Here is a 24,762-nt window from a genome sequence, read left to right as displayed (position 1 = left end):
AATCATGGCCTCAAGTCTTTAAGGCCGGGTAAACCGCATGTTCGCCGTCCCGACTGCGAATTTAAGCCGATTGTTAACCAATCGGTGTCACGGTTTGGAAAAGTGGGTGAATCAGACATTAATTCGGCAGGGGCCTCCCGCCGAGTTGACGGAGAGGGGAACTGGATGCGCGTTCTTTTGATCGAGGATGACAGCGCCATCGCGCAGAGCATCGAACTGATGTTGAAGTCCGAGAGTTTCAACGTGTACACCACCGACCTCGGTGAAGAGGGCGTCGATCTCGGCAAGCTCTACGATTACGACATTATCCTCCTGGACCTGAACCTCCCGGACATGTCGGGCTACGAGGTGCTGCGCACGTTGCGGCTGGCCAAGGTGAAGACGCCCATCCTGATCCTGTCCGGCATGGCCGGCATCGAGGACAAGGTTCGCGGCCTCGGCTTCGGCGCCGACGACTACATGACCAAGCCGTTTCACAAGGACGAGCTGGTGGCCCGCATCCATGCCATCGTGCGCCGCTCCAAGGGCCATGCCCAGTCGGTGATCGTGACGGGCGAGCTGACGGTCAACCTCGACGCCAAGACCGTCGAGGTCAACGGGCAGCGCGTCCACCTGACCGGCAAGGAATACGCCATGCTGGAGCTTTTGTCGCTCCGCAAGGGCACCACGCTGACGAAGGAGATGTTCCTCAACCACCTTTATGGCGGCATGGACGAGCCGGAATTGAAGATTATCGACGTCTTCATCTGCAAGCTGCGCAAGAAGCTGGCGACGGCCACCGAGGGCAAGAATTACATCGAGACGGTATGGGGCCGCGGCTACGTGCTGCGCGACGAAGAAGGTGAAACGCAGGCCGCCTGAGGCGTCTGCCGCTTATCCAAAGTGCCCGCATGAGAAGCGGCGGCATCGGGTTGGCCCAATGCCGCCGCTTTTTCATTGGATGGTCCGCGATGCCCCGCTTACGCGGCCGATAGCGGGCGAAGCGTGCCGGCGATGGTGAAGGTGACGGCGTCCGCCTCCTGCGTCATCGTCAGGTCGAGGCCGGTTTCCCGGGCCAGAAGCAGCGCGTAATAGGGTTGGACGCCATGGGCGTCGATCGGCTCTTCACCGTTCTGGCCGTTGATCAGCGCGACGAAACGGGCGGGCACGCGCAGTGGCGTCCCCTCGGCCCGGATGACGATGTCGACCTCCGGGGCGACGCTGCTGAGGTCTACCGTCACCGTATGGCCGCGCGGGATGGATGCGTTGGCGACCACCAGAACGTTCAGCACCAGCTTGGCGAGGTTTTTGGGCACATACGCCCGTGCGCCGTTCCATGTCAGGTTGGCGCGCTCGAATTCCATGAGCCCCTTGGCCACGGATTCGGCGTCGCCGAGGTCGATTTCGGCCGCCGTGGACCCGGACGCGCCGTAGGCGATGCGGGCGAACTGCAGCTTGGCCACCGCGCTGCGGGTGGATTTGCGCACCAGCTCCATCGACTCCGCGTCGTCGGGCATCTCGTCGAGCAGTTCCAGCCCGCTCTGGATGGCGCCCACGGGGGAGATAACGTCGTGGCACAGGCGGCTGGCGAGCAAGGCGGCGAGATCCGGCGCGGAGATGGAAGGAAGTTCTGTCATGGGTGGGAGAAGCCCTTGGCTGTGTTCATGCGGTTTGCCTGGGTGGGCGAATCGCCCTGACGGGAGCCTACAGCGTGCGGCGGGGGACCGGAAGCTGCGGCGGCCACGCGGAATACCTCAAATGGATGAGCGGCCGTTAGCAAATTGAAAACTCTATCATGTTCAAATTTCCTCAGCTTGAACGATGGGAAAGGATGCGCCCGATGGTCTCGTTTTCGAGGCAGGTCCGCCTGTTCGGCGCGATGCTTGTCACGACTGTCATGCTGGCGTTCGCGGCTCCCGCTTCCGCGCAGCAGAGCAGCGGTTATTCATTCGAGGAAGTGATCTCGCAAGGTCACAACTTCTTCGGCACGACGGCAGGCGGCCTCGCCTCCGTCATCGAACACGCATTCCAGCAGTATGGCGTGCCCAATGGCTACATCCTCGGCGAGGAAGCCGGCGGAGCCTTCATCGGCGGCGTACGCTACGGTGAGGGCACCCTCTTCACCAAGAATGCCGGTGAGCATCACCTGTACTGGCAGGGCCCCTCCATCGGCTTCGACGCCGGCGGCGACGGCGCGCGCATGATGATGCTGGTCTACAACCTGCCTGCGGTGCAGAGCATCTACGGCCGGTTCGGCGGGGTGACGGGCAGCGCCTATCTGGTCGGCGGCCTCGGCATGACGGTACTGCAGCGTGAGCAGGTCGTGATCGTTCCGGTCAAGACCGGCGTCGGCGCCCGTCTCGGCGTCAATGTCGGCTACCTGAAGATCACGCCGACGCCGACCTGGAACCCGTTCTGATACGGCATACGGAAACCGGTCCATGCTTGCTGCCGCATTATTCTTCCTGCTCGGCGCTCTCGTGGCCGTACTGGGCGCCTTGCTGCTGGTCCCCCTGGTCTGGCGCAAGGCGCAATCGCTTGCGTGGCGCGAGGCGGAAGCCACGATGCCGATGAGCCTTTCTGAAATTCGGGCGGAAACCGACAAGGTGCGCGCCGAGGCCGCCATGGCCGTACGCCGCGCCGAACTGCAGGCGGCGGACGCGCGGGAACAGGCGGCAAGGGCGCGCGCCGAGGCCGGCCGGCTGACGGCAAGGACGGTCCTGTCGGACGTCGCCACCACAGAAACCCAGATGCCGCGCAGCGCGGAAGACACGCTGGAGGCACTGCGCCAGACGGCCCCTGCCGCGTCAGGCGAGTTGGAGGCGTTGAATGCACGCCTGCAGGAAATGGACGAAGACTCCGGCGAAAGCCGCATGGTCCTTGCCGCTGCCCTGATGCGTATCGAGCAGCTGGAGCTGGATCTTCTGGCCGCGCGCCGGAAAGGCCCGGCAGACGAAAAACCGGTCGCTGCGGACCCGTCGAAGGCCGAGATCCTGCGCCGCGACGGCATCGGCGGCGGCCTGCGCGCGGACATTCTCGCGCGTGCCGAAGAGGCAGACCCAGCGCGCCGCCGCGCGGCGATTCGCGAAAAACTGGATGAGATCGCCGCAACTGTCGCGGCCATCAGCCTGGCCGCCGCGCCGGAAGGCTCCAACCTGTCCCGGCTGGCGGACGATGCGCGCTCCGATCCGGGCACGATCTCCGGCACCCTCGCCCGCCGCCTCGTCAGCGACCCCCGCGGCGCGTAAAGGCCGCATGCAAGGCGATGGCAGCCGAAGTCGCCACATTCAGGCTGTCGAGCCCCGGTGCCATCTCGATCCGCAGCCCCCGGCAACGGGCAATCACCGCCGGCGGCAATCCGCTTCCCTCGGCGCCGACCACCAGGGCGAGCCTGTCCGGCGGTGTCCAATGGGCAAGATCGAACGCGGCCGAAGGGGTCAGCGCCACGGGCGCGTAGCCGGCGGATTCAAGGCGATCCAAAGCGGCTGCGGCGGTGTCGAACCGTGTGAAGGGCACCTTCAGGACGGTTCCGACAGACACCCTTATGGCCTTGCGATACAGCGGGTCGCAACTCTTCTCGTCGAGCACGATGCCGGCGCAGCCGAAGGCCGCGGCATTGCGGAACAGAGACCCCATATTGTCATGATTGGATATGTCGAAGGCCGCCAGCACGGGCCCTGTCCTTTCACCCAGCCAATCGTCGGGCGCCCGCCCAGGCCGGCGCCGCCCATGGGCCAGAATACCGCGATGCACCGAGAAACCGGCGATGCTGTCCATGACCACCTGCGGACACACAAGGACGGGCACCTGCACGCCGAGCAATCGCAGTCTCGGCAGCAGCCCGCCGATCCGGTGTTCGGAAACCAGGATGGACACGGGCTCGAACAGGCTTGCCGTCATGAGATGGTCCAGCACGACCGCACCCTCGGCGATGAAGTCGCCCGAGCGGACCAGATCGCGCTCGCGGATGTCACGGAAGGCGGCGATCCGTGGATCGTCCGCATCGTCGATCGGCTCTACCCTCATGCGCGCTGATTGCACGGCGATGACGACATTTTCAAGCGCGGCAGGACGTGGAAGGCACCGAAAACGGCTTGCCATTCGCAATCGATCCAACTATATCCAGCCCCACACCGAAGGGCGCCCATCGTCTAGCGGTCAGGACGGCGCCCTCTCACGGCGCAAACGGGGGTTCGATTCCCCCTGGGCGTACCATTTCTCCTTTCATATCCTTCGATAGAAACAAGGCCGCTGCCTGCGGCCTGTGTTGCATTGCCGCAACGCGTATGACCGGTCGCGCCAGCAACACAACCAAGGCGTGAATACCGGGCCGTTTTCCATTTGTCGTATACATGATATATATTGTATCTTAACGGCTGCGGTGCAAATGCAAGGCATTACATCCAACAGGAGAGTGCCATGCGCCTCAATCATCGTATCCTGGCTTCGGCCGCCCTCACCTTCGCCCTGACTGCTCCCGCGCTGGCCGCCGACGTCGTCTTCGAAGAGCCGGCAGCCCCTGTCGCGGCCATGGCGCCGGTCACCCACGACTGGACCGGCTTCTCGGTCGGCGTGTTCGCCGGCGGAGGTACCGGCGATGCGAAGTTTTTTGGGACCGCGTCGTCTGCCGGGGAAAGCGAATCTGACGGCAGCGAGATGGATGCGGACGGGCTCCTCGGCGGCGTTCAGATCGGCTACGATCACCAGTTTGGAAATGCCGTGCTTGGCGCCCGCGCATCGATCGCGGCCACCAACATCGAGAGCGACATGGTTGACGACGCGGACTTCACGTCAAAGCTGACGTATCTCGGGACAGTCGGTGCCCGCGCCGGTATCTCGGTCGAGAAGTTCCTGCCTTACGTTCATGGCGGCCTCGCCTTCGGACAGACGAAACAGAAGTCGTCGATGGCTGAATTGGCGGGCGTGAACCTCGATGACGCCAACCATACCGGCTGGACCGCAGGTGTCGGCGCCGAATACGCACTGACACAGAACGTCTCTATTGGTGCAGAGTACGGCTATGTCGATCTCGGCAAGGAAAATGTCTTCGACGGCAATGTGTCGGCAGCCGGCACGACTGCGGCGGTCCAGATCGACGAAGACCTGGCCTTTCACACGTTCAAGGCCGGCGTGAACTTCCGCTTCTGATCAGCCTATCGAGGGGGCGGCGCCAGCCGCCTCCTCTTTTTTGCAATCGCATTCCGGTCATCGTTTCCGATCAGGTGCCTGCGCCCGTCATCGCAGCCAGCAGGCGCGCCGCAAGCGCATCGTAATCGCCATCGAAGTGATGGCCCCCGGTCGTCTGTATCTTGCGCAACCTGGCAAGCTCGGGCTGGGTACAGGCCGAATCCGCCCCCTCTTCCTCTCCGAACACACACAAGACCTTGTCCGCCGGCAGAGTGGCGATCTGCGGCACGACCGGCTTTTCGCCCGTCGACATGCCGAACCAGCCACCGATGGAAATCTCGAACCCTGTCTCCAGGCTCGGCGCCAGAAGGGCAATGATGCTTGTGCGGTCGCGCCAACCGGCCGGAATGCTGTTCCAGGCAAAGGGCAGCGTGTCCGCGCCGAAGGAATAACCCATCATGGCGACGGGAATACCGTCGGGCACCATGGCGTTGTCGAGTATGGCGCCGATATCGTCGCCCATCTGCTGCGGCGACTTCTCCGACCAGAAGTATCGCAGCGAATCGACACCCAGAACTTCTACGCCGTTCTGCGACAGCCAGTCGCCGATGGACTTGTCGAGATCGCGCCAACCGCCATCGCCCGAGAAGAAGATGGCGACGGCCTTCGGCGTGCCTTGCGCCTTCGCCACGATGACGGGCATGGCGGTGGCGTCCCTGTCGGCAAGGTCGGCACTTGCATCGACAGCCGCCGCGATCTGCGCGGGCGGGCCCCCTGCCTGAATGAAATGCGCGCGGTGATGCGCGTCGCTCATTCCCGCGGGCCTGTCGGCGGCAACGATGCGGAACGGTTCCGGCAGTTCGGCCGACAGGTCGTAGGAATAGCCGCTATCCGTCTTCGTGGACTTGGCCCCGTCGCAGATGGGCAAGGTCGTCGCCAGGGTCGCGGCGGGCGTGATCGCAATTCCGCCGGCCATCGTGGCATCCGGAGAATCGGCGACCGCGGCATAGGCGAGCAAGCCTCCGGCCCCCTCACCCACGACCACCGGGTGGAAATAATCCTGTAATTGCAGGCTCCGCTGGGCTTCCTTGGCGATGCCCTCGATATCCGAGCCGGGGTAGAGGCAATCTTCCGCGTCGGTCTGGAGCCGCTTCAGCCAGTCGTCCAGTTTCACCGGCAGGACGACCAACCCCCGTTGCACCATCGCGTCAGCCAGCGCTGCATCGGGCGCCTTGCCGATATCGGAAACCACGATCGCGACGCCCGATGGATCGCCTTCGGGAACGCGCATATGCACATCGGCGATATTCTCGTAGGAAACCGTCATCGAGCCTCCAAGGCCCGGAACGCGGAGCCACCCCGTCCACCAGGCGCCTGCCGCCGCCACCAGACCGACGGCGGCTACACCTGCAATCCAGCGTCTCATACCCTGTTCCTTTCAACCGGCCTGCGCGAAATCAGCGCCGTAACGTCGATCAACGCCCTGGCGGTGTCGAGACCGCGCGGGCAGATCAGGTAATGGGGACTCCAGACCGGCTGGAATTTCTGCTTGAAGGCGCGCAGGCCGTCGAAACTGTAGAGCTCTCCTCCCCGGCGGTAGACCAGCGAGCCGAACCGGTTCCAGCGCGAGGCCCCCCGCCGGTCCACCAGACCCGAAAGCGGCGCCGCGCCAAGGTCGAACCAATGATATCCCTCGTCCTTGCCGACCATCAGCATATGGCCGAACAGCGCGTCCATGACCCCGCGCGCGACGTCGGGCAGATGGCGCATCAGGTCGATGGATATTTCATTCTGGCCGCCACTGCGCCACAGATTGGCAAAGGCCACGATACGGCCATCCTTGCGCATGACGGCATGGTCGAAATGCGACAGGTACGCTTCGTCGAAATAGCCGAGCGAGAAGCTTTTCTCCGCGCCGGACTTCATCTCAAGCCATGCATCGGACACCAGCCTGAGCTCGTCCATCGCGGCGGGCACCTCCGAGGCGGGAAGAATCGCAAACTCGAGTCCCTCGCGCTCGGCCTTGCGCATGGCGGTGCGCATGTCCTGCCGCTTCGGCCCGCCGAGCGTAAAGCTCGTCAGGTCGACGCGGGCGACCTCACCCAGTTTCAGCGCCGTCAGGCCCATGTCCAGGAACAGCGGCAGCCGCTCGGCACCGACCTCATAGAACACGGGCCGCAGCGCCTTTCGGTCCGCCAGATCCCGGAAGGCCCATGCCAGGTCGTCGACTTTGCCGGCGGGGGCCAGCGGCTCGCCGAGGGCGATGAGGCTGCCGCCCGACTGGCCGTACATGACAAAGCCGGACCCGTCGTCGGCCATGAGAAACTGCTTGTCGCCCAGCAGCGCAAGGTTGGCGGACGTGCAGGGCGAGGCGGCCACGATAGCGCGCACGGCGTCGGGGATCGGCTGCCCGCTCCTCGGCCTGTGCCGTTGATGGATCCATAATTCCAGCCCGGTCGCGGCAATGACCAGGAAGACGACCAGGCTGGCGCGCAGGAAGCGCGGCGCATCGCCGTCCAGCGCGAAATCCCACCACATGGCGTTGGCATACTCGACATGCGAATAGGCGAACATGCCGAGCCACCCGCAACCGATCAACGCCGCCGCAACGGTGGCGAGCCAACGCCAGTTGAGGGACAATGGCGCATCGTCGGCACGGCGGTAGAATGCGTGGCGGAACACGACCAGGAAAGCCGCGAAAGAAAGAAGCGCCGACGCTTCCTCCCAATCGAGGCCCTTGGCAATCGAAAGCGCGGCGCCCGCCAGCATCAGCACGAGCGCCAGCACATAGGCGCGCCACAGACGGCGGGCGAGCCCGCGCGCGATGATCAGCAGCCCGACGCCGACGAGACTGGCGGCCAGATGCGAAAGCTCGATAAAGGGCAGCGGCACGATATCCGCCAGTATGCCGATCCGGCCCTCCAACCCAGGCGTCGCACCCGAAACCAGAAGGACGATTCCACCCAGAAAGGATAGGCTGGCGGTCAATGGCGGGGCCATCGGCTCCACCAGCCTCGCCGCGTTGGTCAGTTGTCCTTTAACCGCATGGCGCTGCAACGCGATTTCGGACAAGGCAAGGCCGACCATCGTTACGATCAGGGGCAGCACCGTGTAGACGATACGGTAGACGACGACGGCCGCGAGCGCGTCCGGGTTGGAGCCGAGGCCGAGCGTGCCGATGATCGTCGCCTCGAATGCGCCAAGGCCGGCAGGCGCGTTGGAAACGACACCGGCCACGGTCGCCATGGCGAATACGACGGCGAACAGCGTGAAGCTGCCGACCGCGTCGTCCGGCATGAGCACGTAGAGAACAGCGGCGGCGGCCGCGACGTCCACGACGCCGGCGGCAACCTGCGCCAACGCGGCCCAGCCATTGGGCAGGAGAAGCGTCCAGGATCTGATCCTGACCTGCCGCCGCCCTGTGGCCAGCCATGTCACCAATATGCCGACGCAGGCGATCAGGACGACGCCCAGCGCGATATCCACGGCAAATGGAAGATCGTTCAGCAGCGGTACGTCGCCAGGATCGGCCACCAGCGCCACGCCGACCATGAGCGCCAGCGCGAACCAGAGGGCAAACCACGAGATCCCGACGATCCGGGCGACATCCACGGGCTCGAACCCGAAGCGGCGATACACGCGATAGCGGATCGCGCCTCCGGTCAGGAACGGGAAGCCGAGCGCATTGGAGATCGCATAGCCGCCGGCCCCTACCAGAGCCGAGATGGCCGGGGAAATGCGGCCCGGAGCGGTGTTTTCGACGGCGATGACGTCATAGGCTGCCATCGCCATGAAGCTGAGGACGGTGAAGGCCAGGGCAGCGGCCAGCGTAGACCATGGCATCGCCTTGATGGCGGCCGCGACCGCGTCGAGCGGTGTTTCCGCAAGGAACCGCGACAGGGCGTAAAAGGCAAGCGCCGTTATGCCGAGGCCGACGACGAGCGCAATGGCGTTGCGGATGGCAGGTCGTACGGAGACAGATGACATAGGACCCAACCGATTGACAAAGCTGTGATCGGTGCGGCATGGCGCGCGCATTGCGGCGGTTGCAAGGCAAGATGCCAAAATGCAAACGCCGGCTCGAAAGCCGGCGCTCTGCATTCATGGAACGGCTATTGCGCCATCCGGCTTATCCACGGCCGCGACGACGCTTGTGCCCAAGCCCCATCTGCTTGGCCAGCCGGGAACGGGCTGCGGCATAGTTGGGGGCGACCATCGGATAGTCGGTCGGCAGGTCCCACTTTTCGCGGTACTCTTCCGGCGTCAGGTTGTAATGCGTCATCAGATGGCGCTTGAGCGACTTGAACTTCTTGCCGTCTTCGAGACATACGATGTAATCGTCCGTCACCGACTTCTTGACGGGCACAGCCGGCTTGGGCTTTTCGGCCGGGACAGCGGCCGGGGCGGCCGTCGTACGGCCAAGCGCGCCATAGACATCGGAAATCAAAGCAGGAAGATCGGAAACCGGCAGGGAATTGTTGCTGACGTAAGCAGCGACCACTTCGGCCGTCAACTCCATCAGCATCTCGTTGTTTTCTACGCTTTCGCTCCGTTCCATCTTTTACCTCAATACCCACGCCGTTCGCGTGCATTAAAATTGAACAATTTCGGTGATGCTGCGAACAACCGGCCATTTCAACGATGACCGGTCGCCGCGACGCCGATTAGTGAACGTGTATTTATTGTATGCTATTCATTGTCAAGTCACTTCGCGAAGAATGAACTTTCAGCAATTTTGTCGATGTTGTCCGCTAACTTTTTTACATTGAAACTGGGAGTGCTACAGCATCGTGCCGCCCGAAGCGCACGTATTCATGGACCCGCGACCCGATGAAAAAGGCATCGGCCCGTTCCGGCATCGCGCTCGAAACTGAAAAGGCCGCCCGGGGGCGGCCTTCTGGAGGTGCAGTGAAGTAGAAGCGGTGGGTGGCACCTGTCTCCAAGGTGGCGTCAGTTGCCGAAGCGTTCCGGCGCCGCGCGCACCGGCACGTTGACGACGAGCGAGGATCTGGAAAGGCGCTCCGTGCGGGCGGCGGCATCCGGATCGGCCTCGGCAAGCTGCAGCGGCCGTGTGACCTCGGCTGCGCCGGCGATGCGGGATGCGATGACGCTCTGGTCGGCAACCCGCGGCATCGCGCCGGAGCCGACGCGGCCGCCTTTGCCACCGGTCTCGACCTCGGCCTGCAGAGGCGCCGGCCTTGCCATGATCTCCTCGAAGCTGCGCGAGGGCGTGACGTCGGTTTCCAGAGAGGCCATCACGGTGGACGGCACCGGCTCGTCGCCGTTCAGAATGTCGGCGATGGCATCACCCACCGGGGCATCGGCCTCGGCCATGTCGGTTCCGGCAAGGTCGGTTGCCTCGTCGCCCGCCTCTGCCACGGCGGCTTCGGCGGCGGCCTCGAGCACGGGCCCGGCATCCGGCCGATGCGTGGGGAAGGCCACAGCCACGGACAGGGCCTCATCGCCGTCGGACGCCCCTTGGGACACGGATTTGAGAATGGTGTCGGCGATGGCATCCGAACGTGCCGGCGCCTCGGCGGAAGCGATCCGCGCCTGGGCGTCGGTCGCAGCCGCCGCCTGCAACACCGCCTCGAAGGGCCTGCGGCTCGGCGTCGGAACGGCGTAGGCCAGTTCGCCCGCCGCAGGTGCCGGCTCACCCGGGGCCGCGGCCACGACGGTCGGCGCCACGGTCGAAGCTTCGGCGGCAGCACGCGCCGGCGCGGCCCGCGGCGTCGGAATGCTGGCGACGGCGATGCTGGGCGGATCGGCGCGATTTGGCGTTTCGGCCGGAGCGGGCGTGCTGGCAGACGCCGCACCCGGTACACCGGCTGCGGGCCGCGGCGCATTGGAACTCGCGTCGAATTGCGGCCTGTCGGGCATGGCGACGCCGGCCGAAAGCGCGGGCGCGGCGGGCGCTGCGCGGCGCGGCGCCGGTGTCGGCTGCACCGAGGCTATGAGCGTGTCTTCCGCGGGAGCGGCCGGCGCCACCGGCGCCGGAGCCCGGCGCGGCGCTTCCGGCGCGCGGCGGGCCGGTGCAGGAGCGGCCTCCATCTCGGCGTTGTCCTCGGCCTCGTCGGCGCCACCGCCGAACAAGCGCGCGATCAACGACTTGCCGCCCCGGCGCGTTTCCGATGCGCTGGCCATCTGGATGTTGCCCGACGCACCCTTGCGCTGATTGTAGGAGGCGACCGCCTGCTCGTATCCCGGCAACGGCTTACCGTCGGCCGGCAGGTAGATCGTATTGCCGCGCGGGAAGATGCGCGCCAGTTCCGAGCGGCTCATGCGCGGCCAGTAACGGCCCTTGCCGCTGTCGAAGTGGACGAAGGGCGAGCCCGACCGCGGATAGTAGCCGACGCCGCCGACCTGCATGCGCAGCCCGATCTCGCGCACTTTCCGCAACGGTACGTCTTCCATGTAGAAGTCGATCGCCTTGCCCGACATATGCAGGCTGCCGCCGGCGACGCCCGAAGACCGGGAGCGCAGCATGTTGTTGGTCTTGGGTGAGCGGAAGCCGCCCAGCACCTGGATATAGCCGTTCGTGCCGGATTGGCGCTGCGCCTCCCACAGGATGTCCAGGAGTGCCGGATCCATGTTGGTGGGCTTGTTTTCGCGCCAGTCGCGCAGGGCCCAGTTGGCCTTCTTGAGGCCCTCGGGCAGGAAACGGCCATTGCGCTTGTAGGTGATTTCGCTCTTTTCGCGAAGATGGATGTGGTACAGCTTGAGCGTCCGGGTCTCGGCTTTGGCCGCAAGGCCCGTACCGGCCAGCAGCAGAAGGCCCGTCGCAAGGATCGTGACGGCACGCGCCATGCGGCGCGCGGCGCTAGCGTTATCTGCGGGCATTCGGTCTCTTCCCCTCGCTGGCGAGGGCGGTGCCACCATGTCCCCGGCACCAACCCCGAACTTCCTCAAGTCACAGTCGTGTCAAAAACGTCTGACCGAACTGCGGCATGAAAATGACATGCGCCTATTTCTTTCCTTATTACAAAAGAAAATGGTTAAGGCGCAATGAATGAGATTCGCGAAGGAACGCCCCTCTCCATGACCAATCAGTCCGCCGCAGCAGTCGATGCATCCACCAAGCCCAATCTCGGCCTGCTTCCCGCATGGAATCTCGGCGATCTTTATCCCGCCATGGACAGTCCGGCCCTGAAGCGCGACCTGGAGACGGCCGACGACGCAGCAACGACCTTCCAGAAGCGCTGGCGCGGCCGGCTGGCCGAAGAGGCCGCGCTGCCCGGCGGGGGCGGCCTCTTGGACGCGATCAAGGCCTTCGAGGCGCTCGAGGATCGGCTCGGCCGGTTGATCTCCTATGCCGGCCTCATCTATGCCGGCGATACGTCGAACCCGGCGAATGCCAAGTTCTACGGCGATATCCAGGCGCGCGTCACCGATATTTCGGCGCGCGTCCTGTTCTTCGGGCTCGAATTGAACCGGATCGAGGACACCGTCATGGAGGCGGCCCTCGGAGCCAATCCGCAGCTTGCCCGCTACCGCCCCTGGCTTGCGGACCTGCGGCTGGAACGCCCCTTCCAGCTGGAGGAACGGATCGAGGAACTCTTCCTCGAAAAGGCGGTCACCGGGCCGGCAAGCTGGAACCGCCTGTTCGACGAGACGATGACCGGGCTCCGCTTCGCCGTGCGGGGCGAGGAGCTGTCCATCGAGGAAACGCTGAACCTCCTGCAGGAGGACGACAAGGCGCTGCGGCAGGAGGCGGCGAAGGCGCTCGCTTCGGTCTTTTCCGCCAATCTGCGGCTGTTCAGCCTGATCACCAATACGCTGGCGAAGGACAAGGAAATCTCCGACCGCTGGCGCGGCTTCACCGACATCGCCGACAGCCGGCATCTGGCCAACCGGGTGGAGCGCGAGGTCGTCGACGCCCTGGCGGCAGCCGTCCGCGAAGCCTACCCCTCCATCTCGCACCGATATTACCGGCTGAAGGCGGGCTGGCTCGGGCAGGACGCCCTGGACCATTGGGACAGGAATGCGCCCCTGCCCGGCATGGAGCGCCGCCCCATCGGCTGGGACGAGGCCCGCGAGACGGTCATGTCGGCCTATGCCGGGTTCTCGCCGCGCATGGCGGAGATCGCGGGGCATTTCTTCGAGCGAAACTGGATCGATGCCGGCGTGCGCCCCGGCAAGTCGCCTGGTGCCTTCGCCCATCCGACGGTCCCTTCGGCGCACCCTTACGTGCTCATCAACTATCTCGGCAAACCGCGCGACGTCATGACGCTGGCGCATGAACTGGGGCACGGCGTGCACCAGGTGCTTGCGGCGCGGCAGGGCCCGCTGATGGCGCCGACGCCACTGACGCTGGCCGAGACGGCATCCGTCTTCGGCGAAATGCTGACCTTCCGCTCGCTTCTCGAAAAGACCCCCGATCCACGGCAGCGCCGGTTCCTGATCGCGTCCAAGGTCGAGGACATGATCAACACGGTGATCCGGCAGATCGCCTTCTACAATTTCGAACGGGCGCTCCACACGGAGCGCCGCCAAGGCGAGCTGACCTCCGAGCGCATCGGGCAGATCTGGGTGGAGACGCAGGGCGAGAGCCTGGGGCCGTCGGTTCGGCTGCAGCCGGGATACGAGACCTTCTGGGCCTATATTCCGCACTTCATCCATTCGCCCTTCTATGTCTACGCCTATGCCTTCGGCGACTGCCTGGTCAACTCGCTCTACGCCGTCTACCTGCAGTCCGATGAAGGCTTTGCCGAACGCTATCTCACCATGCTCGAGGCGGGCGGCACCAAGCACCATTCGGAGCTTCTGGCCCCCTTCGGCCTCGACGCGACGGACCCCGGCTTCTGGCACCGGGGGCTTTCGGTCATATCCGGCCTCATCGACGAGCTGGAAGCCCTCGAAGCCTGATCAGACGTACAGGGCATCGCCCCACATGGCACGGCGCGCCGCCTTGAAGGCGTCGCCGTCGCGCCGGGTCATCAGGACGTCGTCGGCCCGCCCGTCGGGCCGGCACAGTTTCAGCCGGAGCTTGCCGCTTCCCGGCTGCGGCGGCGCCAGTATCCGCGCGGCCGAGATGTGGGCGGGCTCGCGCGCCGCGGCCAGGAAGATGAACTTCTCGTCTTCGAAGGGGGCATCCGCGCCCTTGGCCAGCCGGTGGACGCGGCTGCGCGCGAGGCGGACGGCGAAATGGCACCAATCCTGCCCCAGCAGCGGACAGGTTTTCGAATGGGGGCACGGTGCGACGAGGTTCGCCCCCAGGGCAAGCAGGCGGCTGCGCGCGGCAAGGATGCGACGCCAGCCGGCCGGTGTGCCAGGCTCCACGATCAGCAGCATCCGGCGCGCCTTGCGCCACAGGGCATCGACCAGTTGGTCGCGTTCGGCCTCCCGCAGTTCGTCCAGGACATAGGCCAGCGTAACGAGGTCGGCCGGCTCGGTCTTTTCCACGAGGTCCCCTGCCCGGCCGTCCAGCCAGCGCCGCTGCGCGACGCCGCTCGCCTCCGCCAGCCTTTCGCCCATCCGGCGGATCGGACCGCTGGCCTCCACCATGGTCGCGGCGCCAAGCCCCGGCCATGCATCGGCGGCCGCCCACAGCGCCGTTCCCGGCCCGGCCCCGACATCGAGGAGCGTTTCGGGGGCGGGCGTCTGCGGATCCAGGGTTTCCTGGAAAAGGTCCATGGCGCGCCGTATCGCGGCGTAGGTTGCCGGCAACCGGGTCGCGACATAGGCGCGGGCCGCCTCGTCCGTATCGAGATGCAGCCGCCCGTCCAGCACTTCGGCGCGGTAGCGTGCCGAAAGGCGGCTGCCTGCCGCTGCGATGCCGGCGACGGCATGGCCCTCCAGCACGGTTTCCAGAGCCGCACGGAGGGACGCGGGGAGTTCCATTTCGTGTTCCCTGATTTCGCGGTTGCCATCGAAGGTCGCGAGCGCCCTCTTTTATTTGACAGCAATCTCGGTTAGCCGAAGGCGACATATCCTGCGATGCGACAGTGCGAAAGGACCTGCCAGAATGGCAAACGACCAGTATCAGGTTTATGGTGAGATTACCGGCCCCATCGTGATGATCGGCTTCGGGTCGATCGGCCGCGGAACGCTTCCCCTGATCGAGCGGCACTTCAAATTCGACAGGTCGCGCGTGGTGGTCATCGACCCGAGCGACGCCAACCGCGCCATCGTGGAGGAGCGTGGTTTCCGCTTCATCCAGGAAGCCGTCACCCGCAAGAACTATGAAAGCCTGCTGACCCCGCTTCTCACCGAGGGCGAAGGCACGGGATTCTGCGTCAACCTGTCGGTCGACACCGGCTCGCTGGACCTCATCCGCATGTGCCGCGAGCTGGGCGTCCTGTATATCGACACGGTGGTGGAGCCCTGGCTCGGCTTTTACTTCGACGACAGCCTCACCAATGCGGACCGCACCAACTATGCCCTGCGCGAGACGGTGCGCAAGGAAAAGCGCAAGAACCCGGGCGGCACCACGGCCGTCTCCTGCTGCGGAGCCAATCCGGGCATGGTCTCCTGGTTCGTCAAGCAGGCCCTGGTGGATATCGCCAACGATACCGGCCTGAAATACGAGGAGCCCGCGGCCGACGACCGTGAGGGCTGGGCCAAGCTCATGAAGAAGGTGGGCGTCAAGGGCATCCACATCGCCGAGCGCGATACGCAGCGCACGCGTGATCCCAAGCCCATGAACGTCTTCTGGAACACATGGTCGGTAGAGGGCTTCATCTCCGAGGGCATGCAGCCGTCGGAACTTGGATGGGGCACCCACGAGAAGTGGCGCCCCAAGAACGCCAAGGACCACAAGAAGGGTCCGAAATGCGCGATCTACCTGGAGCAGCCGGGCGGTAACACCCGCGTGCGCACATGGTGCCCGACGCCGGGTGCGCAGTACGGCTTCCTCGTTACGCATAACGAGTCGATTTCCATCGCCGACTATTTTACCGTGGTCGACAAGCATGACGAGGTCAGCTACCGGCCGACCGTCCACTACGCCTACCATCCCTGCAACGACGCCGTCCTCTCGATGCACGAGCTGTTCGGCGCGGCGGGCCATATCCAGCCGGTACACCACGTGCTGGACGAGGATGAACTCGTCGACGGCATCGACGAGCTGGGCGTCCTGTTGTTCGGCCATGAGAAGAACGCCTACTGGTACGGATCCCAGCTTTCGCTGGAAGAAACGCGCCGCATCGCCCCCTACCAGAATGCCACCGGCCTGCAGGTCACCTCTGCCGTCCTGGCGGGCATGGTCTGGGCGCTGGAAAACCCGAAAGCCGGCATCGTGGAAGCCGACGAGATGGATTATCGGCGCTGCCTCGACGTCCAGCGCCAGTATCTCGGCCCGGTGAAGGGCTACTATACCGACTGGACGCCGCTGAAGGACAGGCCGGGCCTGTTCCCGGAAGACCTCGACGAGAAGGACCCCTGGCAGTTCCGCAACATCCTCGTCCACTGATACGACGCCAACCCCGGATTGAGGTGGGTCGCGCCCCAAAAGGGCCGGCCCACCCTTTCCTGCCGCATGCGGAATCCCATAATAAGCTGACTGAGATCTTGTTCACGGGAGTCGCCACGATGCGCCGAAAAGCTTTGTTTGCCGGTCTTGCCACGTTGAGCCTCGCTTTGTCCGGCTGCATGACGGGCCCCGGCGGCGCCCCATCTTCGGGCCCTGCCCGCATGGGCTTCGACGGTCGGTGGGGCGATACGTCGGGCGTTGCCGTTTCCACCCTGCAGGGCGGCACCTTTACCTCCACCGCAAACGACACCGGCTCGGTCCTGGCGCGCGGCACCTACCGCAACCTTTCGCCGACCCGCATCGCCATCGAATATACGCGCCTGTCGAACGGCGATCGCATCGCCGTCAATTGCGATCAGGTCTCGGCAAGCCAGCTATCCTGCGTCAACTCGTCCGGCACCCGCTTCGACCTGACCCGGCAAGCCTGACGCAATCGCCTCAGGGAGGATATGCATGGAACCGTTGGTGATCGTCGCCGTCGGCGTCGTACTGGTCGTGCTGCTGCTGTTCGCGACCATCAAGATCGTGCCCCAGGGCTATCACTACACGGTGGAGAGCTTCGGTCGCTATACGCGGACGCTGAAGCCGGGCCTCAACATCATCATGCCCTTCGTCGAGCGCGTCGGGCACAAGATAAACATGATGGAGCAGGTTCTCGACGTTCCGACCCAGGAAGTCATTACCCGCGACAATGCATCCGTCGCGGCCGACGGCGTCGCCTTTTTCCAGATCCTGGATGCCGCAGCGGCCGCCTACGAGGTCGCCGGGCTTCGCAACGCGGTCCTGAACCTCGTCATGACCAACCTGCGCTCGGTCATGGGGTCGATGGACCTCGACGACCTTTTGTCCAATCGCGATGCGATTTCCGAACGCATCCTGCGCGTGGTCGACCAGGCCGCCCACAATTGGGGCGTCAAGATTACCCGGATCGAGCTCAAGGACATCGCGCCGCCCGCCAACCTGGTCGAATCCATGGGCCGTCAAATGATGGCCGAGCGCGAAAAGCGCGCCGAGATCCTGGAGGCGGAAGGCCAGCGGAACGCCAAGATCCTGCGGGCCGAGGGCGAGAAACAGGCGCTGATCCTGGAGGCCGAAGGCAAGCGCGAAGCCGCGTTCCGCGAGGCGGAAGCCCGTGAGCGTCTGGCCGAGGCCGAGGCGCGGGCCACCCAGCTCGTCTCGGAGGCCATTGCCGGCGGCGATGTCAGGGCGATAAACTACTTCGTCGCCCAGAAATACACCGAGGCGATCGCCAAGCTGGCGGCTGCGGATAATCAGCGCGTCATCCTCATGCCGCTCGAAAGTGCTTCGCTGATCGGCGCGCTCGGCGGCATATCGGAAATCGCCCGGGAAGCGTTCGACAAGCCGAAGCCGCCGTCCATCAGGCCGGGCGGCTGATCGTGCCCGCCCTGTTCGGCGCTACCGGATGGCTCGTCACCGGCTTCGTCCTTCTGGCAGCGGAGATGTTCCTGCCGGGGGTATATCTGCTGTTCCTGGGAATCGGGGCCGTCGCCATCGGCGTGAACCTCCTGTTCATTCCCGGCCTGTCCATCGTCAGCCAACTGATCGGCTTTGCCGTCGTTTCGGCGGCCGCCACGCTGATCGGCTACCGCTGGTACGGAAGCCGGCCCGGCACCGATGCAAGCCCCCTCAACACCCGTACCGACCGGCTGGTGGGCCGCCGCGCCGTGCTGTCCGAGGCGATCGTCAACGGGCGTGGACGTGTTCAGCTCGATGACGGCTGGTGGAGCGTCGAGGGCCCCGACATGCCTGCCGGAGCCCCCGTCATCATCCTGTCCGCAGAGGGCGCGCTGCTCCGTGTCGAAGCGGAGCGTGACGCCTGATCGCCGCTTACTCGGCCGCCTTGCGGCTGCCGGACGGCTCGACCTTTTCCATCAGTTCCTGGATTTCGTCATAGACCTTGTGGCGAATGTCGTTGCGCCACAGCGCAAAGGCCACGTTGGCGCGGATGAACCCTTCCTTCGAGCCGCAGTCGAAGGTGCGGCCGGCAAAGGGATAGGCATAGAAATCCTGCTTCTCGGCCAGCTTCAACATGCCGTCCGTCAACTGGATCTCGTTGCCGGCGCCCTTCTCCTGCGTGGCCAGGATATCGAAGATCTCCGGCTGAAGGATGTAGCGGCCGGTGATGAAGTAATTGGACGGCGCCTCTTCGGGCTTGGGCTTCTCGACCATGCCGTCGATGCGGAAGCCCGAGCCGATGGCCTCGCCCTGTCCGACGATGCCGTATTTGTTGGTTTCCTGCGGGTCGCACTGCTCGACCGACAGGACATTGCCGCCGGTCTTTTCATACAGTTCCACCATGCTCGCCAGGCAACCACGCTCGGACTGCATGATCATGTCAGGCAGCAGAAGCGCAAAGGGCTCCGGTCCCACGAGATCGCGCGCGCACCAGACGGCATGGCCAAGGCCAAGCGGCGCCTGCTGGCGGGTGAAGCTGGCGGTGCCCGGCTTCGGCTGAAGCTCGTCGAGCAGCGAGAGCTCCGTCTTCTTGCCGCGTTCGGTCAAGGTGTTCACCAGTTCGACCTGGATGTCGAAATAATCTTCGATGACGCCTTTGTTGCGTCCGGTCACGAAAATCAGGTGCTCGATGCCGGCCTGCCGCGCCTCATCCACGACATATTGGATGACGGGGCGGTCCACCACAGTGAGCATTTCCTTTGGGATCGCTTTCGTGGCCGGCAGGAACCGCGTTCCAAGGCCGGCGACGGGGAAGACTGCCTTGCGGACTTTATGCATCGGGAGATTGCTCCGGACTATATTTCGGATGGGAGGTGACGGATTCGACTATGATACCGGGCGTTGTTGTCGGCAAACGTTTTCGTACCGGTAGTGGACAGATATGCCGCGAATGACTTTCGTCCATACTTGGCGCTCGTCCGCCTGGCCCTGAATCGCCGCTATGGATGCGGCGTCGGTCTTCTGACGACAAGAAAAGGCAAAACGAAGACAGGACGGTGACATCCGCACCGCGCCGGTATGCCGAACATGCCGCGCGCAAAGGCTTGCACGCGGCCCCGGTATGGCGCATTGCCTTCCAATCTCCGTATTTTCGTGGCTTCAACGCCCCCCACCATGCCCGACCTTCAGCGACGAGACCGGTCCAGATCGTGAAGTTTTTCTTAAAGTTCCTGGCAGCCATCACCATCGCCACGGCCGCCCCGGCCCTCGCCCAGACAGAGGCGCCCCCGGCGGCGGCGAGTGGGCAGCCCGCAGCGACGACACAGTCCGACCTGCAGGCGCTGGACCGTGTCATCGGCCTCCTGAACGATCCATCCAGCCGCGATGCGCTGCTGCAGAACCTGACGGCCCTGCGCGCCACGATGGCCGGCGGCGAACCCGCGCAGCCGGCGGCCGACGCGACGACGCCGGCGGCGGGTGCGCCCGCCGAGCCGGCAGCGGCGCCGGCGGCCGAGACGGAAGCCCCCCAGGACCCGGCGACGGCGCCGATCCTGTCGGAAGACGGGCTCCTGTCGGCCGTGACCGGCAGTCTCGCCGAAATCGGGCAGAACCTGCCGACCTCCGCCCTTGGCGGGCCGCTCGACGAAAAGCTGACCAATGCCGGCACCCAGGTCCGCGACCGTCTGCTTGCCGGTTATGGCGACGGCAGCCTCATCGCGTTCTTCACACGGGCCCTGATCGGCTGGGGGCTCGTCGCCACCACCATCCTGGCGCTCTTCTATCTGCCGCCGCTGCGGCGCGGCCGGCGGATGGATCACCGGCCAACGCAGCGGCGGCAACTGCTGATCATGGCCGGCAAGCGCCTCTTTCTCGGCCTTCTGCCGCTCGTCGCCGGCTTCTGCGTGCTCGTACTCTATTCCAACTTCATCGACATGCCGGCCCGTCAGCGCCAGATCCTGGCCGGCCTGACGATCCCCGTCTTCGTCGCCGTCGCCGTCTGGCAGATCGGCTATTGCCTCCTGATGCTGCTCGGCCTGTCGCGCGGATGGCACCTCGTCAGCTACAGCCAGCGGCGGATCCTCAAATGGCTGGCCGCCGTGGCGGCGCTGGGCAGCATCTCCACCCTTCTGGCCGACCCGCCGCTCCGCATCGTCGCCGGCTGGGACGCGACGGATGTCGCCCGCCTCGTCGTCGATATCCTCCTGGCGGTCACCGCCCTCGTCTTCGTCATTCGCCATCGCATCACCGTGCAACGACTGATCCTCAAGGGGCGCGTCGCCCATGACGACAGCCGCGCCACGAACATCATGGACGGCGCGATCAACGCCTTCGGCCGGTTCTGGCACCTGCTCGCGATCGTCTTCATCGTCATCAACGTGGTGGCGCGGCTGGCGGGTGGCGGCGGCAGCTTCCTGATGGACGCCTCCATCGCGCTTCTGATCGTGGCGGGCGGCCTCCTGCTGGCCACCTGGCTCGACAACGCGCTGGCCCGAATCGCCGCAAGCCGCTCCGGACGGTCCGGCTCACGCGACGTCATCGTGAGCCGATACATCGAGCTTCTGCGCATCATCATCCAGGTCGTCATCCTGGCGGCCGTGGCCTTCGCCTGCCTGGATGTCTGGCATCTCGATCTCAAGGGCTGGTTGCTGACGGACGCGGGATGGACGATCACCCGGCCCATCCTGTCCATCGCCTTTGCGCTTCTGTTCAGCTGGTTCCTCTGGATCACGCTCGACGGATGGATCGCCGGCGCGCTTGCGCCGACCGACAAGAAGGGGCGCGCCAAGCACCAGTCGAGCCGCACCAAGACCCTGCTGCCGCTGGTGCGCAACTTCCTGTTCATCGCGCTTTCGATCATCACGGTCATCGCGGTGCTGGCCAATATCGGCGTCAACGTGGCCCCGCTGCTTGCCGGTGCCGGCGTCATCGGCCTCGCCGTCGGTTTCGGCTCGCAGCAATTGGTGCAGGACGTCATCACCGGCATGTTCATCCTGTTCGAGGATACGATCGCCATCGGTGACTGGGTGGATACGGGCGACCGCGCCGGCACGGTGGAACAGCTGACCATCCGCACGCTGCGCCTGCGCGACGGACAGGGCGCGCTGCACTCGATCCCCTTCTCCAGCGTGAAGGCGATCAAGAACTCGTCGCGCGGGTACGGCGTCTACATCGTCGAATTCAAGGTCGCCTATCATTCCGACCTCGACCAGGTCATCGCCATCATGCGCGAGGTGGGCGCGGAGATCGCGGTGGATCCTCAGTTCCAACGCAACATCATCATCCCGTTCGAGCTGTGGGGCGTCGACCAGTTCGCGCCGGACGGCATCATCATCAAGGGCGCGATCCGCACCAAGCCGCTGATGCAGTGGGGCGTCGGCCGCGAGTTCAACCGCAGGCTCAAGAAGCGGATGGACGAGGCCGGGGTATCCTACGCGCCCAGCACCATCACCACGACGGTCCTGACGCGCGAATCGGAATCGCCGACAGAGGTACTGGAGCTGGAACCGGCGGAATCCACGCGTGCGTGACGGATAGGCCAATGGCGGGACGGCCGCGCTTTGGCCGTTGACTTTAGGGCGCGCGGCTGTCTTCTGCCGTCGAAGATGAAGCTCAATTGACGGATTCCCGACATGCGCAAGACGGCCCTCGCTTTCGTCACCGCCCTCTCCCTGTCCGCATCGGCTCTCGCGACGGCGGCCTTCGCCGCCGACGCCAGCGTGGCGGTGACTGCCATCGTGGAGCACCCCGCGCTCGATGCCGTGCGCGACGGCGTCAAGGAAGCGCTCGAGGAGGCCGGCTTCAAGGATGGCGAAAACCTGACATTCAGCTACGAGTCCGCCCAGGGCAATCCCGGAACGGCGGCGCAGATCGCCCGCCAGTTCATCGGCGAGGGGCCGGACGTCATCGTCGCCGTCTCGACGCCTTCGGCGCAGGCCGTCGTGTCGGCCACGCGTGACATTCCGGTGGTCTTCACCGCCGTCACCGACCCTGTCGGCGCGCAGCTCGTCCAGTCGATGGAAGCACCGGGCGGCAACGTCACCGGCATCTCCGACATGTCGCCGGTGGCCGAGCATGTCGCGCTGATCCAGGAAATCCTGCCGCAGGCGAAGACGATCGGCTTTCTCTACAACCCGGGCGAAACCAATTCGGTCTCCTCGCTCGCGGCATTGAAGACGGCGGCGGAGGCGGCCGGGCTTTCCGTTGTGGAATCCACGGCCTCCCGGTCGTCCGAAGTCCAGAACGCGGCGCGCGCCCTCGTCGGCCGGGCCGACGTGATGTACGTGCCGACCGACAACACCATCGTCTCCGCCCTGGAATCGGCCGTCGGCGTCGCCGAGGAAAGCGATGTGCCGCTGGTGACCGCCGATACCGATTCGGTCAGCCGCGGCGCTCTTGCCGCCCTGGGCTTCAACTATCACGAGGTCGGCAAGGAAACCGGCGCCGTGGTCGTGCGCATCCTGAACGGCGAGGCGGCCGGCGATATTCCCGTCGCGGTGGCGTCCGGCTCCAACCTCGTCGTCAACAAGGCCGCTGCCGAGAAGATGGGCGTGACCCTTCCGGCGGCCGTCCTCGAGCGCGCCAACCAGGTCGTCGAATGAGCCAATTCGCTTTCCTCGGGGCAGTCGAACTCGGCCTTGTCTTCGCCTTCGTGGCAATGGGCGTTTACCTCGCCTTTCGCATACTCGACTTCCCCGACCTGACGGTCGACGGCTCGTTTCCGCTCGGCGCAGCCGTCGCGGCCGTGCTGATCCTCGCCGGGTGGAATCCCTGGGCCGCGACGGGCGTCGCCATGTTGGCCGGAGCCGTCGCCGGCCTGGTGACCGCGGCGTTGAACGTGCAGTTCCGTATCCTGAACCTCCTGGCGTCGATCCTGACGATGATCGCGCTGTTCTCCATCAACCTGCGCGTCATGGGCCGCCCCAACATCGCGCTGATCAACCAGGATACGATGCTGACGCCCTTCTACGGGCTCGGCCTTCCCGACTTCTACGTGCGTCCGCTGTTCATCTTCGTGCTCGTGGTCGTCGTACTGATCGCGCTCTGGCGCTTCCTCGAAAGCGATATCGGCCTTGCCATGCGCGCCACCGGCGCCAACCCACGCATGGCGCGGGCGCAGGGCGTCAAGACAAACCGGCTCATCTATCTGGGCATGGCCATCTCCAACGCGCTCGTCGCATTGGGCGGCTCGCTGTTCGCGCAGACCAACGGCTTTGCCGACGTCACCTCGGGCGTCGGAACCATCGTCGTGGGCCTTGCCGCCGTGATCGTCGGCGAAACCCTGTTCCGCTCCCGCCTTCTGGCCATCGCGCTGATCGGCTGCGTGGCCGGTTCCATCCTGTATCGCATCGCCATCCAGACGGCGCTGTCCACCGACGCGCTCGGGCTCAAGGCATCGGATTTGAACCTCGTGACCGCCGCCCTCGTGGCCATCGCCCTCATCCTGCCGCGCCTGCGCCGCGGAGGAGCATCCACATGATCGAACTCAGCCAGATCGGCGTCACCTTCGGGCGGGGTACACCGCTGGAAAAGAAGGCGCTCGCCGGCCTCGACCTCACCATCGACAACGGGGCCTTCGTCACGGTCATCGGCTCCAACGGTGCGGGCAAGTCCACCATGCTCGGCGTTCTGGCCGGCGACGTGCTGCCCACCGAGGGGCGCGTCACCATCGGCGGAAAGGACGTAACCCGCCGCGATACCGCCGACCGTGCCCGGCTGGTTGCCCGCGTGTTCCAGGACCCGCTGACCGGCAGTTGCGGCGCATTGACGATCGAGGAAAACCTCGCGCTGGCCGCTGCGCGCGGCAAGCGGCGCGGTCTCGGCTCCGCTCTGTCGTCCCGCCGTCGCGACATGTTCCGCGAGCGGGTCTCGGCCCTGCGCCTCGGCCTGGAAGACCGGATGGGAGATCGCATGGATCTTCTGTCCGGTGGGCAGCGCCAGGCCCTGTCGCTGGTGATGGCGACGCTTTCAGGCAGCGAGGTCCTGCTTCTGGACGAGCATACCGCCGCGCTGGACCCCGGCATGGCCGAATTCGTGATGGAGCTCACCCAGCGGCTGGTGACCGAGCACAGGCTGACGACACTCATGGTCACCCACTCGATGCGGCAGGCGCTGGATTTCGGCACGCGTACGGTGATGCTGCATGGCGGCCGCGTTGTGCTGGACGTCGCCGGGGACAGCCGTCATGACCTGACGGTGGAAGACCTGATCGAGATGTTCCGCAAGGTACGCGGCGGCGAGCTGGACGACGACAAGCTTCTGACGAGTTGATG

The 24,762-nt window shown here is 65.3% G+C and carries 21 protein-coding genes and 1 tRNA gene; 14 read left to right on the top strand and 8 right to left on the bottom strand.

Annotation, left to right across the window (positions count from 1 at the left end; all coding sequences use genetic code 11):
- The first annotated feature begins 165 nt into the window (after nt 1-165).
- On the top strand, nt 166-861 hold the full coding sequence (gene ctrA / locus IGS74_RS08000; RefSeq protein ID WP_039189067.1) for a cell cycle two-component system response regulator CtrA: 696 nt from the start codon (nt 166-168) through the stop codon (nt 859-861).
- A gap of 98 nt (nt 862-959) precedes the next feature.
- On the opposite strand, the gene IGS74_RS07995 is transcribed toward ctrA, so the two are convergent.
- Entirely contained in the window at nt 960-1,616 is a 657-nt protein-coding gene (locus IGS74_RS07995; protein WP_192390643.1) for a histidine phosphotransferase family protein, read from the bottom strand.
- A gap of 203 nt (nt 1,617-1,819) precedes the next feature.
- On the opposite strand from IGS74_RS07995, the gene IGS74_RS07990 reads away from it, so the two are divergent.
- Together IGS74_RS07990 and IGS74_RS07985 are read left to right on the top strand one after the other, a co-directional pair.
- Nucleotides 1,820-2,398 carry a DUF1134 domain-containing protein gene (locus tag IGS74_RS07990; protein ID WP_245282940.1) on the top strand — a complete coding sequence of 193 codons (579 nt, stop codon included), beginning with the start codon at nt 1,820-1,822 and terminating at the stop codon, nt 2,396-2,398.
- 22 nt (nt 2,399-2,420) lie between these two features.
- A complete protein-coding gene (locus IGS74_RS07985; RefSeq protein WP_192390638.1) occupies nt 2,421-3,227 on the top strand; it encodes a hypothetical protein in 807 nt (268 codons plus the stop codon).
- Here IGS74_RS07985 and IGS74_RS07980 read toward each other — a convergent pair.
- Nucleotides 3,205-4,005, bottom strand: a complete 801-nt coding sequence (locus tag IGS74_RS07980) for an RNA methyltransferase (protein ID WP_192390630.1) — start codon at nt 4,003-4,005, stop codon at nt 3,205-3,207. The genes IGS74_RS07985 and IGS74_RS07980 overlap by 23 nt on opposite strands.
- A 114-nt stretch (nt 4,006-4,119) precedes the next feature.
- On the opposite strand from IGS74_RS07980, the gene IGS74_RS07975 reads away from it, so the two are divergent.
- Both IGS74_RS07975 and IGS74_RS07970 read left to right on the top strand, forming a co-directional pair.
- Nucleotides 4,120-4,194 (top strand) — tRNA-Glu (locus IGS74_RS07975).
- A 147-nt stretch (nt 4,195-4,341) separates the two neighbouring features.
- Nucleotides 4,342-5,127, top strand: a complete 786-nt coding sequence (locus IGS74_RS07970) for an outer membrane protein (protein WP_246723080.1) — start codon at nt 4,342-4,344, stop codon at nt 5,125-5,127.
- A 70-nt stretch (nt 5,128-5,197) separates the two neighbouring features.
- Here the strand turns inward: IGS74_RS07970 and IGS74_RS07965 are convergent, their stop codons facing one another.
- The 4 genes from IGS74_RS07965 to IGS74_RS20030 form a co-directional block, all read right to left on the bottom strand.
- Nucleotides 5,198-6,532 carry a virulence factor family protein gene (locus IGS74_RS07965; protein WP_192390622.1) on the bottom strand — a complete coding sequence of 445 codons (1,335 nt, stop codon included), beginning with the start codon at nt 6,530-6,532 and terminating at the stop codon, nt 5,198-5,200.
- Nucleotides 6,529-9,093: a bifunctional lysylphosphatidylglycerol flippase/synthetase MprF gene (gene mprF / locus IGS74_RS07960; RefSeq protein WP_192390617.1), complete on the bottom strand. Its 2,565-nt coding sequence runs from the start codon at nt 9,091-9,093 to the stop codon at nt 6,529-6,531. Before mprF ends, IGS74_RS07965 begins: the two co-directional genes overlap by 4 nt.
- 142 nt (nt 9,094-9,235) lie before the next feature.
- On the bottom strand, nt 9,236-9,664 hold the full coding sequence (locus IGS74_RS07955) for a MucR family transcriptional regulator (protein ID WP_039189050.1): 429 nt from the start codon (nt 9,662-9,664) through the stop codon (nt 9,236-9,238).
- 392 nt (nt 9,665-10,056) lie between these two features.
- Nucleotides 10,057-11,946, bottom strand: coding sequence for a DUF882 domain-containing protein (locus IGS74_RS20030; RefSeq protein ID WP_246723079.1), 1,890 nt, complete (start codon nt 11,944-11,946; stop codon nt 10,057-10,059).
- Nucleotides 11,947-12,144: 198 nt separating this feature from the next.
- Here IGS74_RS20030 and IGS74_RS07945 point away from each other — a divergent pair, with 198 nt between their 5' ends.
- A complete protein-coding gene (locus tag IGS74_RS07945; RefSeq protein WP_192390610.1) occupies nt 12,145-13,971 on the top strand; it encodes a M3 family oligoendopeptidase in 1,827 nt (608 codons plus the stop codon).
- Here IGS74_RS07945 and IGS74_RS07940 read toward each other — a convergent pair whose 3' ends face one another.
- Nucleotides 13,972-14,946, bottom strand: a complete 975-nt coding sequence (locus tag IGS74_RS07940; RefSeq protein ID WP_192390604.1) for a small ribosomal subunit Rsm22 family protein — start codon at nt 14,944-14,946, stop codon at nt 13,972-13,974.
- Between the two features lie 124 nt (nt 14,947-15,070).
- Here IGS74_RS07940 and IGS74_RS07935 point away from each other — a divergent pair, with 124 nt between their 5' ends.
- The 4 genes from IGS74_RS07935 to IGS74_RS07920 all read left to right on the top strand — a co-directional run bounded on the left by IGS74_RS07935 (nt 15,071) and on the right by IGS74_RS07920 (nt 18,417).
- On the top strand, nt 15,071-16,516 hold the full coding sequence (locus IGS74_RS07935; protein WP_039189042.1) for a homospermidine synthase: 1,446 nt from the start codon (nt 15,071-15,073) through the stop codon (nt 16,514-16,516).
- A gap of 119 nt (nt 16,517-16,635) precedes the next feature.
- Nucleotides 16,636-17,004: a hypothetical protein gene (locus IGS74_RS07930; protein ID WP_156122213.1), complete on the top strand. Its 369-nt coding sequence runs from the start codon at nt 16,636-16,638 to the stop codon at nt 17,002-17,004.
- A 25-nt stretch (nt 17,005-17,029) separates the two neighbouring features.
- Complete coding sequence (locus IGS74_RS07925; RefSeq protein WP_192390596.1) at nt 17,030-17,971, top strand: SPFH domain-containing protein; 942 nt, start codon at nt 17,030-17,032, stop codon at nt 17,969-17,971.
- A 2-nt stretch (nt 17,972-17,973) separates the two neighbouring features.
- Nucleotides 17,974-18,417 carry an NfeD family protein gene (locus IGS74_RS07920; protein WP_246723078.1) on the top strand — a complete coding sequence of 148 codons (444 nt, stop codon included), beginning with the start codon at nt 17,974-17,976 and terminating at the stop codon, nt 18,415-18,417.
- Nucleotides 18,418-18,424: 7 nt separating this feature from the next.
- Here the strand turns inward: IGS74_RS07920 and galU are convergent, their stop codons facing one another.
- Entirely contained in the window at nt 18,425-19,330 is a 906-nt protein-coding gene (gene galU / locus IGS74_RS07915; RefSeq protein WP_039189032.1) for a UTP--glucose-1-phosphate uridylyltransferase GalU, read from the bottom strand.
- Between the two features lie 371 nt (nt 19,331-19,701).
- Here galU and IGS74_RS07910 point away from each other — a divergent pair, with 371 nt between their 5' ends.
- The 4 genes from IGS74_RS07910 to IGS74_RS07895 all read left to right on the top strand — a co-directional run bounded on the left by IGS74_RS07910 (nt 19,702) and on the right by IGS74_RS07895 (nt 24,760).
- Nucleotides 19,702-22,020 carry a mechanosensitive ion channel domain-containing protein gene (locus IGS74_RS07910; protein ID WP_192390591.1) on the top strand — a complete coding sequence of 773 codons (2,319 nt, stop codon included), beginning with the start codon at nt 19,702-19,704 and terminating at the stop codon, nt 22,018-22,020.
- Nucleotides 22,021-22,122: 102 nt separating this feature from the next.
- A complete protein-coding gene (locus tag IGS74_RS07905; RefSeq protein ID WP_192390583.1) occupies nt 22,123-23,091 on the top strand; it encodes an ABC transporter substrate-binding protein in 969 nt (322 codons plus the stop codon).
- Nucleotides 23,088-23,969: an ABC transporter permease gene (locus IGS74_RS07900; RefSeq protein ID WP_039189025.1), complete on the top strand. Its 882-nt coding sequence runs from the start codon at nt 23,088-23,090 to the stop codon at nt 23,967-23,969. Before IGS74_RS07905 ends, IGS74_RS07900 begins: the two co-directional genes overlap by 4 nt.
- The gene (locus IGS74_RS07895) at nt 23,966-24,760 is read left to right on the top strand and encodes an ABC transporter ATP-binding protein (RefSeq protein WP_039189022.1); all 795 of its coding nucleotides are present in this window, start codon (nt 23,966-23,968) and stop codon (nt 24,758-24,760) included. The genes IGS74_RS07900 and IGS74_RS07895 overlap by 4 nt, the downstream gene beginning before the upstream one ends.
- Nucleotides 24,761-24,762 lie beyond the last annotated feature (2 nt).

The organism is Aureimonas sp. OT7 (genome assembly GCF_014844055.1).
In the GTDB taxonomy this organism is placed as follows: domain Bacteria; phylum Pseudomonadota; class Alphaproteobacteria; order Rhizobiales; family Rhizobiaceae; genus Aureimonas; species Aureimonas altamirensis_A.
The sequence above is the reverse complement of the archived record's forward strand: the minus strand, read 5'-3'. Positions and strand labels throughout refer to the sequence as shown.

What these genes read in the sequence shown, in the direction of transcription:
- ctrA (WP_039189067.1), top strand. Translation starts at nt 166, where the DNA reads ATGCGCGTTCTTTTGATCGAGGATGACAGCGCCATCGCGCAGAGCATC.
- IGS74_RS07995 (WP_192390643.1), bottom strand. Translation starts at nt 1,616, where the DNA reads ATGACAGAACTTCCTTCCATCTCCGCGCCGGATCTCGCCGCCTTGCTC.
- IGS74_RS07990 (WP_245282940.1), top strand. Translation starts at nt 1,820, where the DNA reads ATGGTCTCGTTTTCGAGGCAGGTCCGCCTGTTCGGCGCGATGCTTGTC.
- IGS74_RS07985 (WP_192390638.1), top strand. Translation starts at nt 2,421, where the DNA reads ATGCTTGCTGCCGCATTATTCTTCCTGCTCGGCGCTCTCGTGGCCGTA.
- IGS74_RS07980 (WP_192390630.1), bottom strand. Translation starts at nt 4,005, where the DNA reads ATGAGGGTAGAGCCGATCGACGATGCGGACGATCCACGGATCGCCGCC.
- IGS74_RS07965 (WP_192390622.1), bottom strand. Translation starts at nt 6,532, where the DNA reads ATGAGACGCTGGATTGCAGGTGTAGCCGCCGTCGGTCTGGTGGCGGCG.
- mprF (WP_192390617.1), bottom strand. Translation starts at nt 9,093, where the DNA reads ATGTCATCTGTCTCCGTACGACCTGCCATCCGCAACGCCATTGCGCTC.
- IGS74_RS07955 (WP_039189050.1), bottom strand. Translation starts at nt 9,664, where the DNA reads ATGGAACGGAGCGAAAGCGTAGAAAACAACGAGATGCTGATGGAGTTG.
- IGS74_RS20030 (WP_246723079.1), bottom strand. Translation starts at nt 11,946, where the DNA reads ATGCCCGCAGATAACGCTAGCGCCGCGCGCCGCATGGCGCGTGCCGTC.
- IGS74_RS07945 (WP_192390610.1), top strand. Translation starts at nt 12,145, where the DNA reads ATGACCAATCAGTCCGCCGCAGCAGTCGATGCATCCACCAAGCCCAAT.
- IGS74_RS07940 (WP_192390604.1), bottom strand. Translation starts at nt 14,946, where the DNA reads ATGGAACTCCCCGCGTCCCTCCGTGCGGCTCTGGAAACCGTGCTGGAG.
- IGS74_RS07935 (WP_039189042.1), top strand. Translation starts at nt 15,071, where the DNA reads ATGGCAAACGACCAGTATCAGGTTTATGGTGAGATTACCGGCCCCATC.
- IGS74_RS07930 (WP_156122213.1), top strand. Translation starts at nt 16,636, where the DNA reads ATGCGCCGAAAAGCTTTGTTTGCCGGTCTTGCCACGTTGAGCCTCGCT.
- IGS74_RS07925 (WP_192390596.1), top strand. Translation starts at nt 17,030, where the DNA reads ATGGAACCGTTGGTGATCGTCGCCGTCGGCGTCGTACTGGTCGTGCTG.
- galU (WP_039189032.1), bottom strand. Translation starts at nt 19,330, where the DNA reads ATGCATAAAGTCCGCAAGGCAGTCTTCCCCGTCGCCGGCCTTGGAACG.
- IGS74_RS07905 (WP_192390583.1), top strand. Translation starts at nt 22,123, where the DNA reads ATGCGCAAGACGGCCCTCGCTTTCGTCACCGCCCTCTCCCTGTCCGCA.
- IGS74_RS07900 (WP_039189025.1), top strand. Translation starts at nt 23,088, where the DNA reads ATGAGCCAATTCGCTTTCCTCGGGGCAGTCGAACTCGGCCTTGTCTTC.
- IGS74_RS07895 (WP_039189022.1), top strand. Translation starts at nt 23,966, where the DNA reads ATGATCGAACTCAGCCAGATCGGCGTCACCTTCGGGCGGGGTACACCG.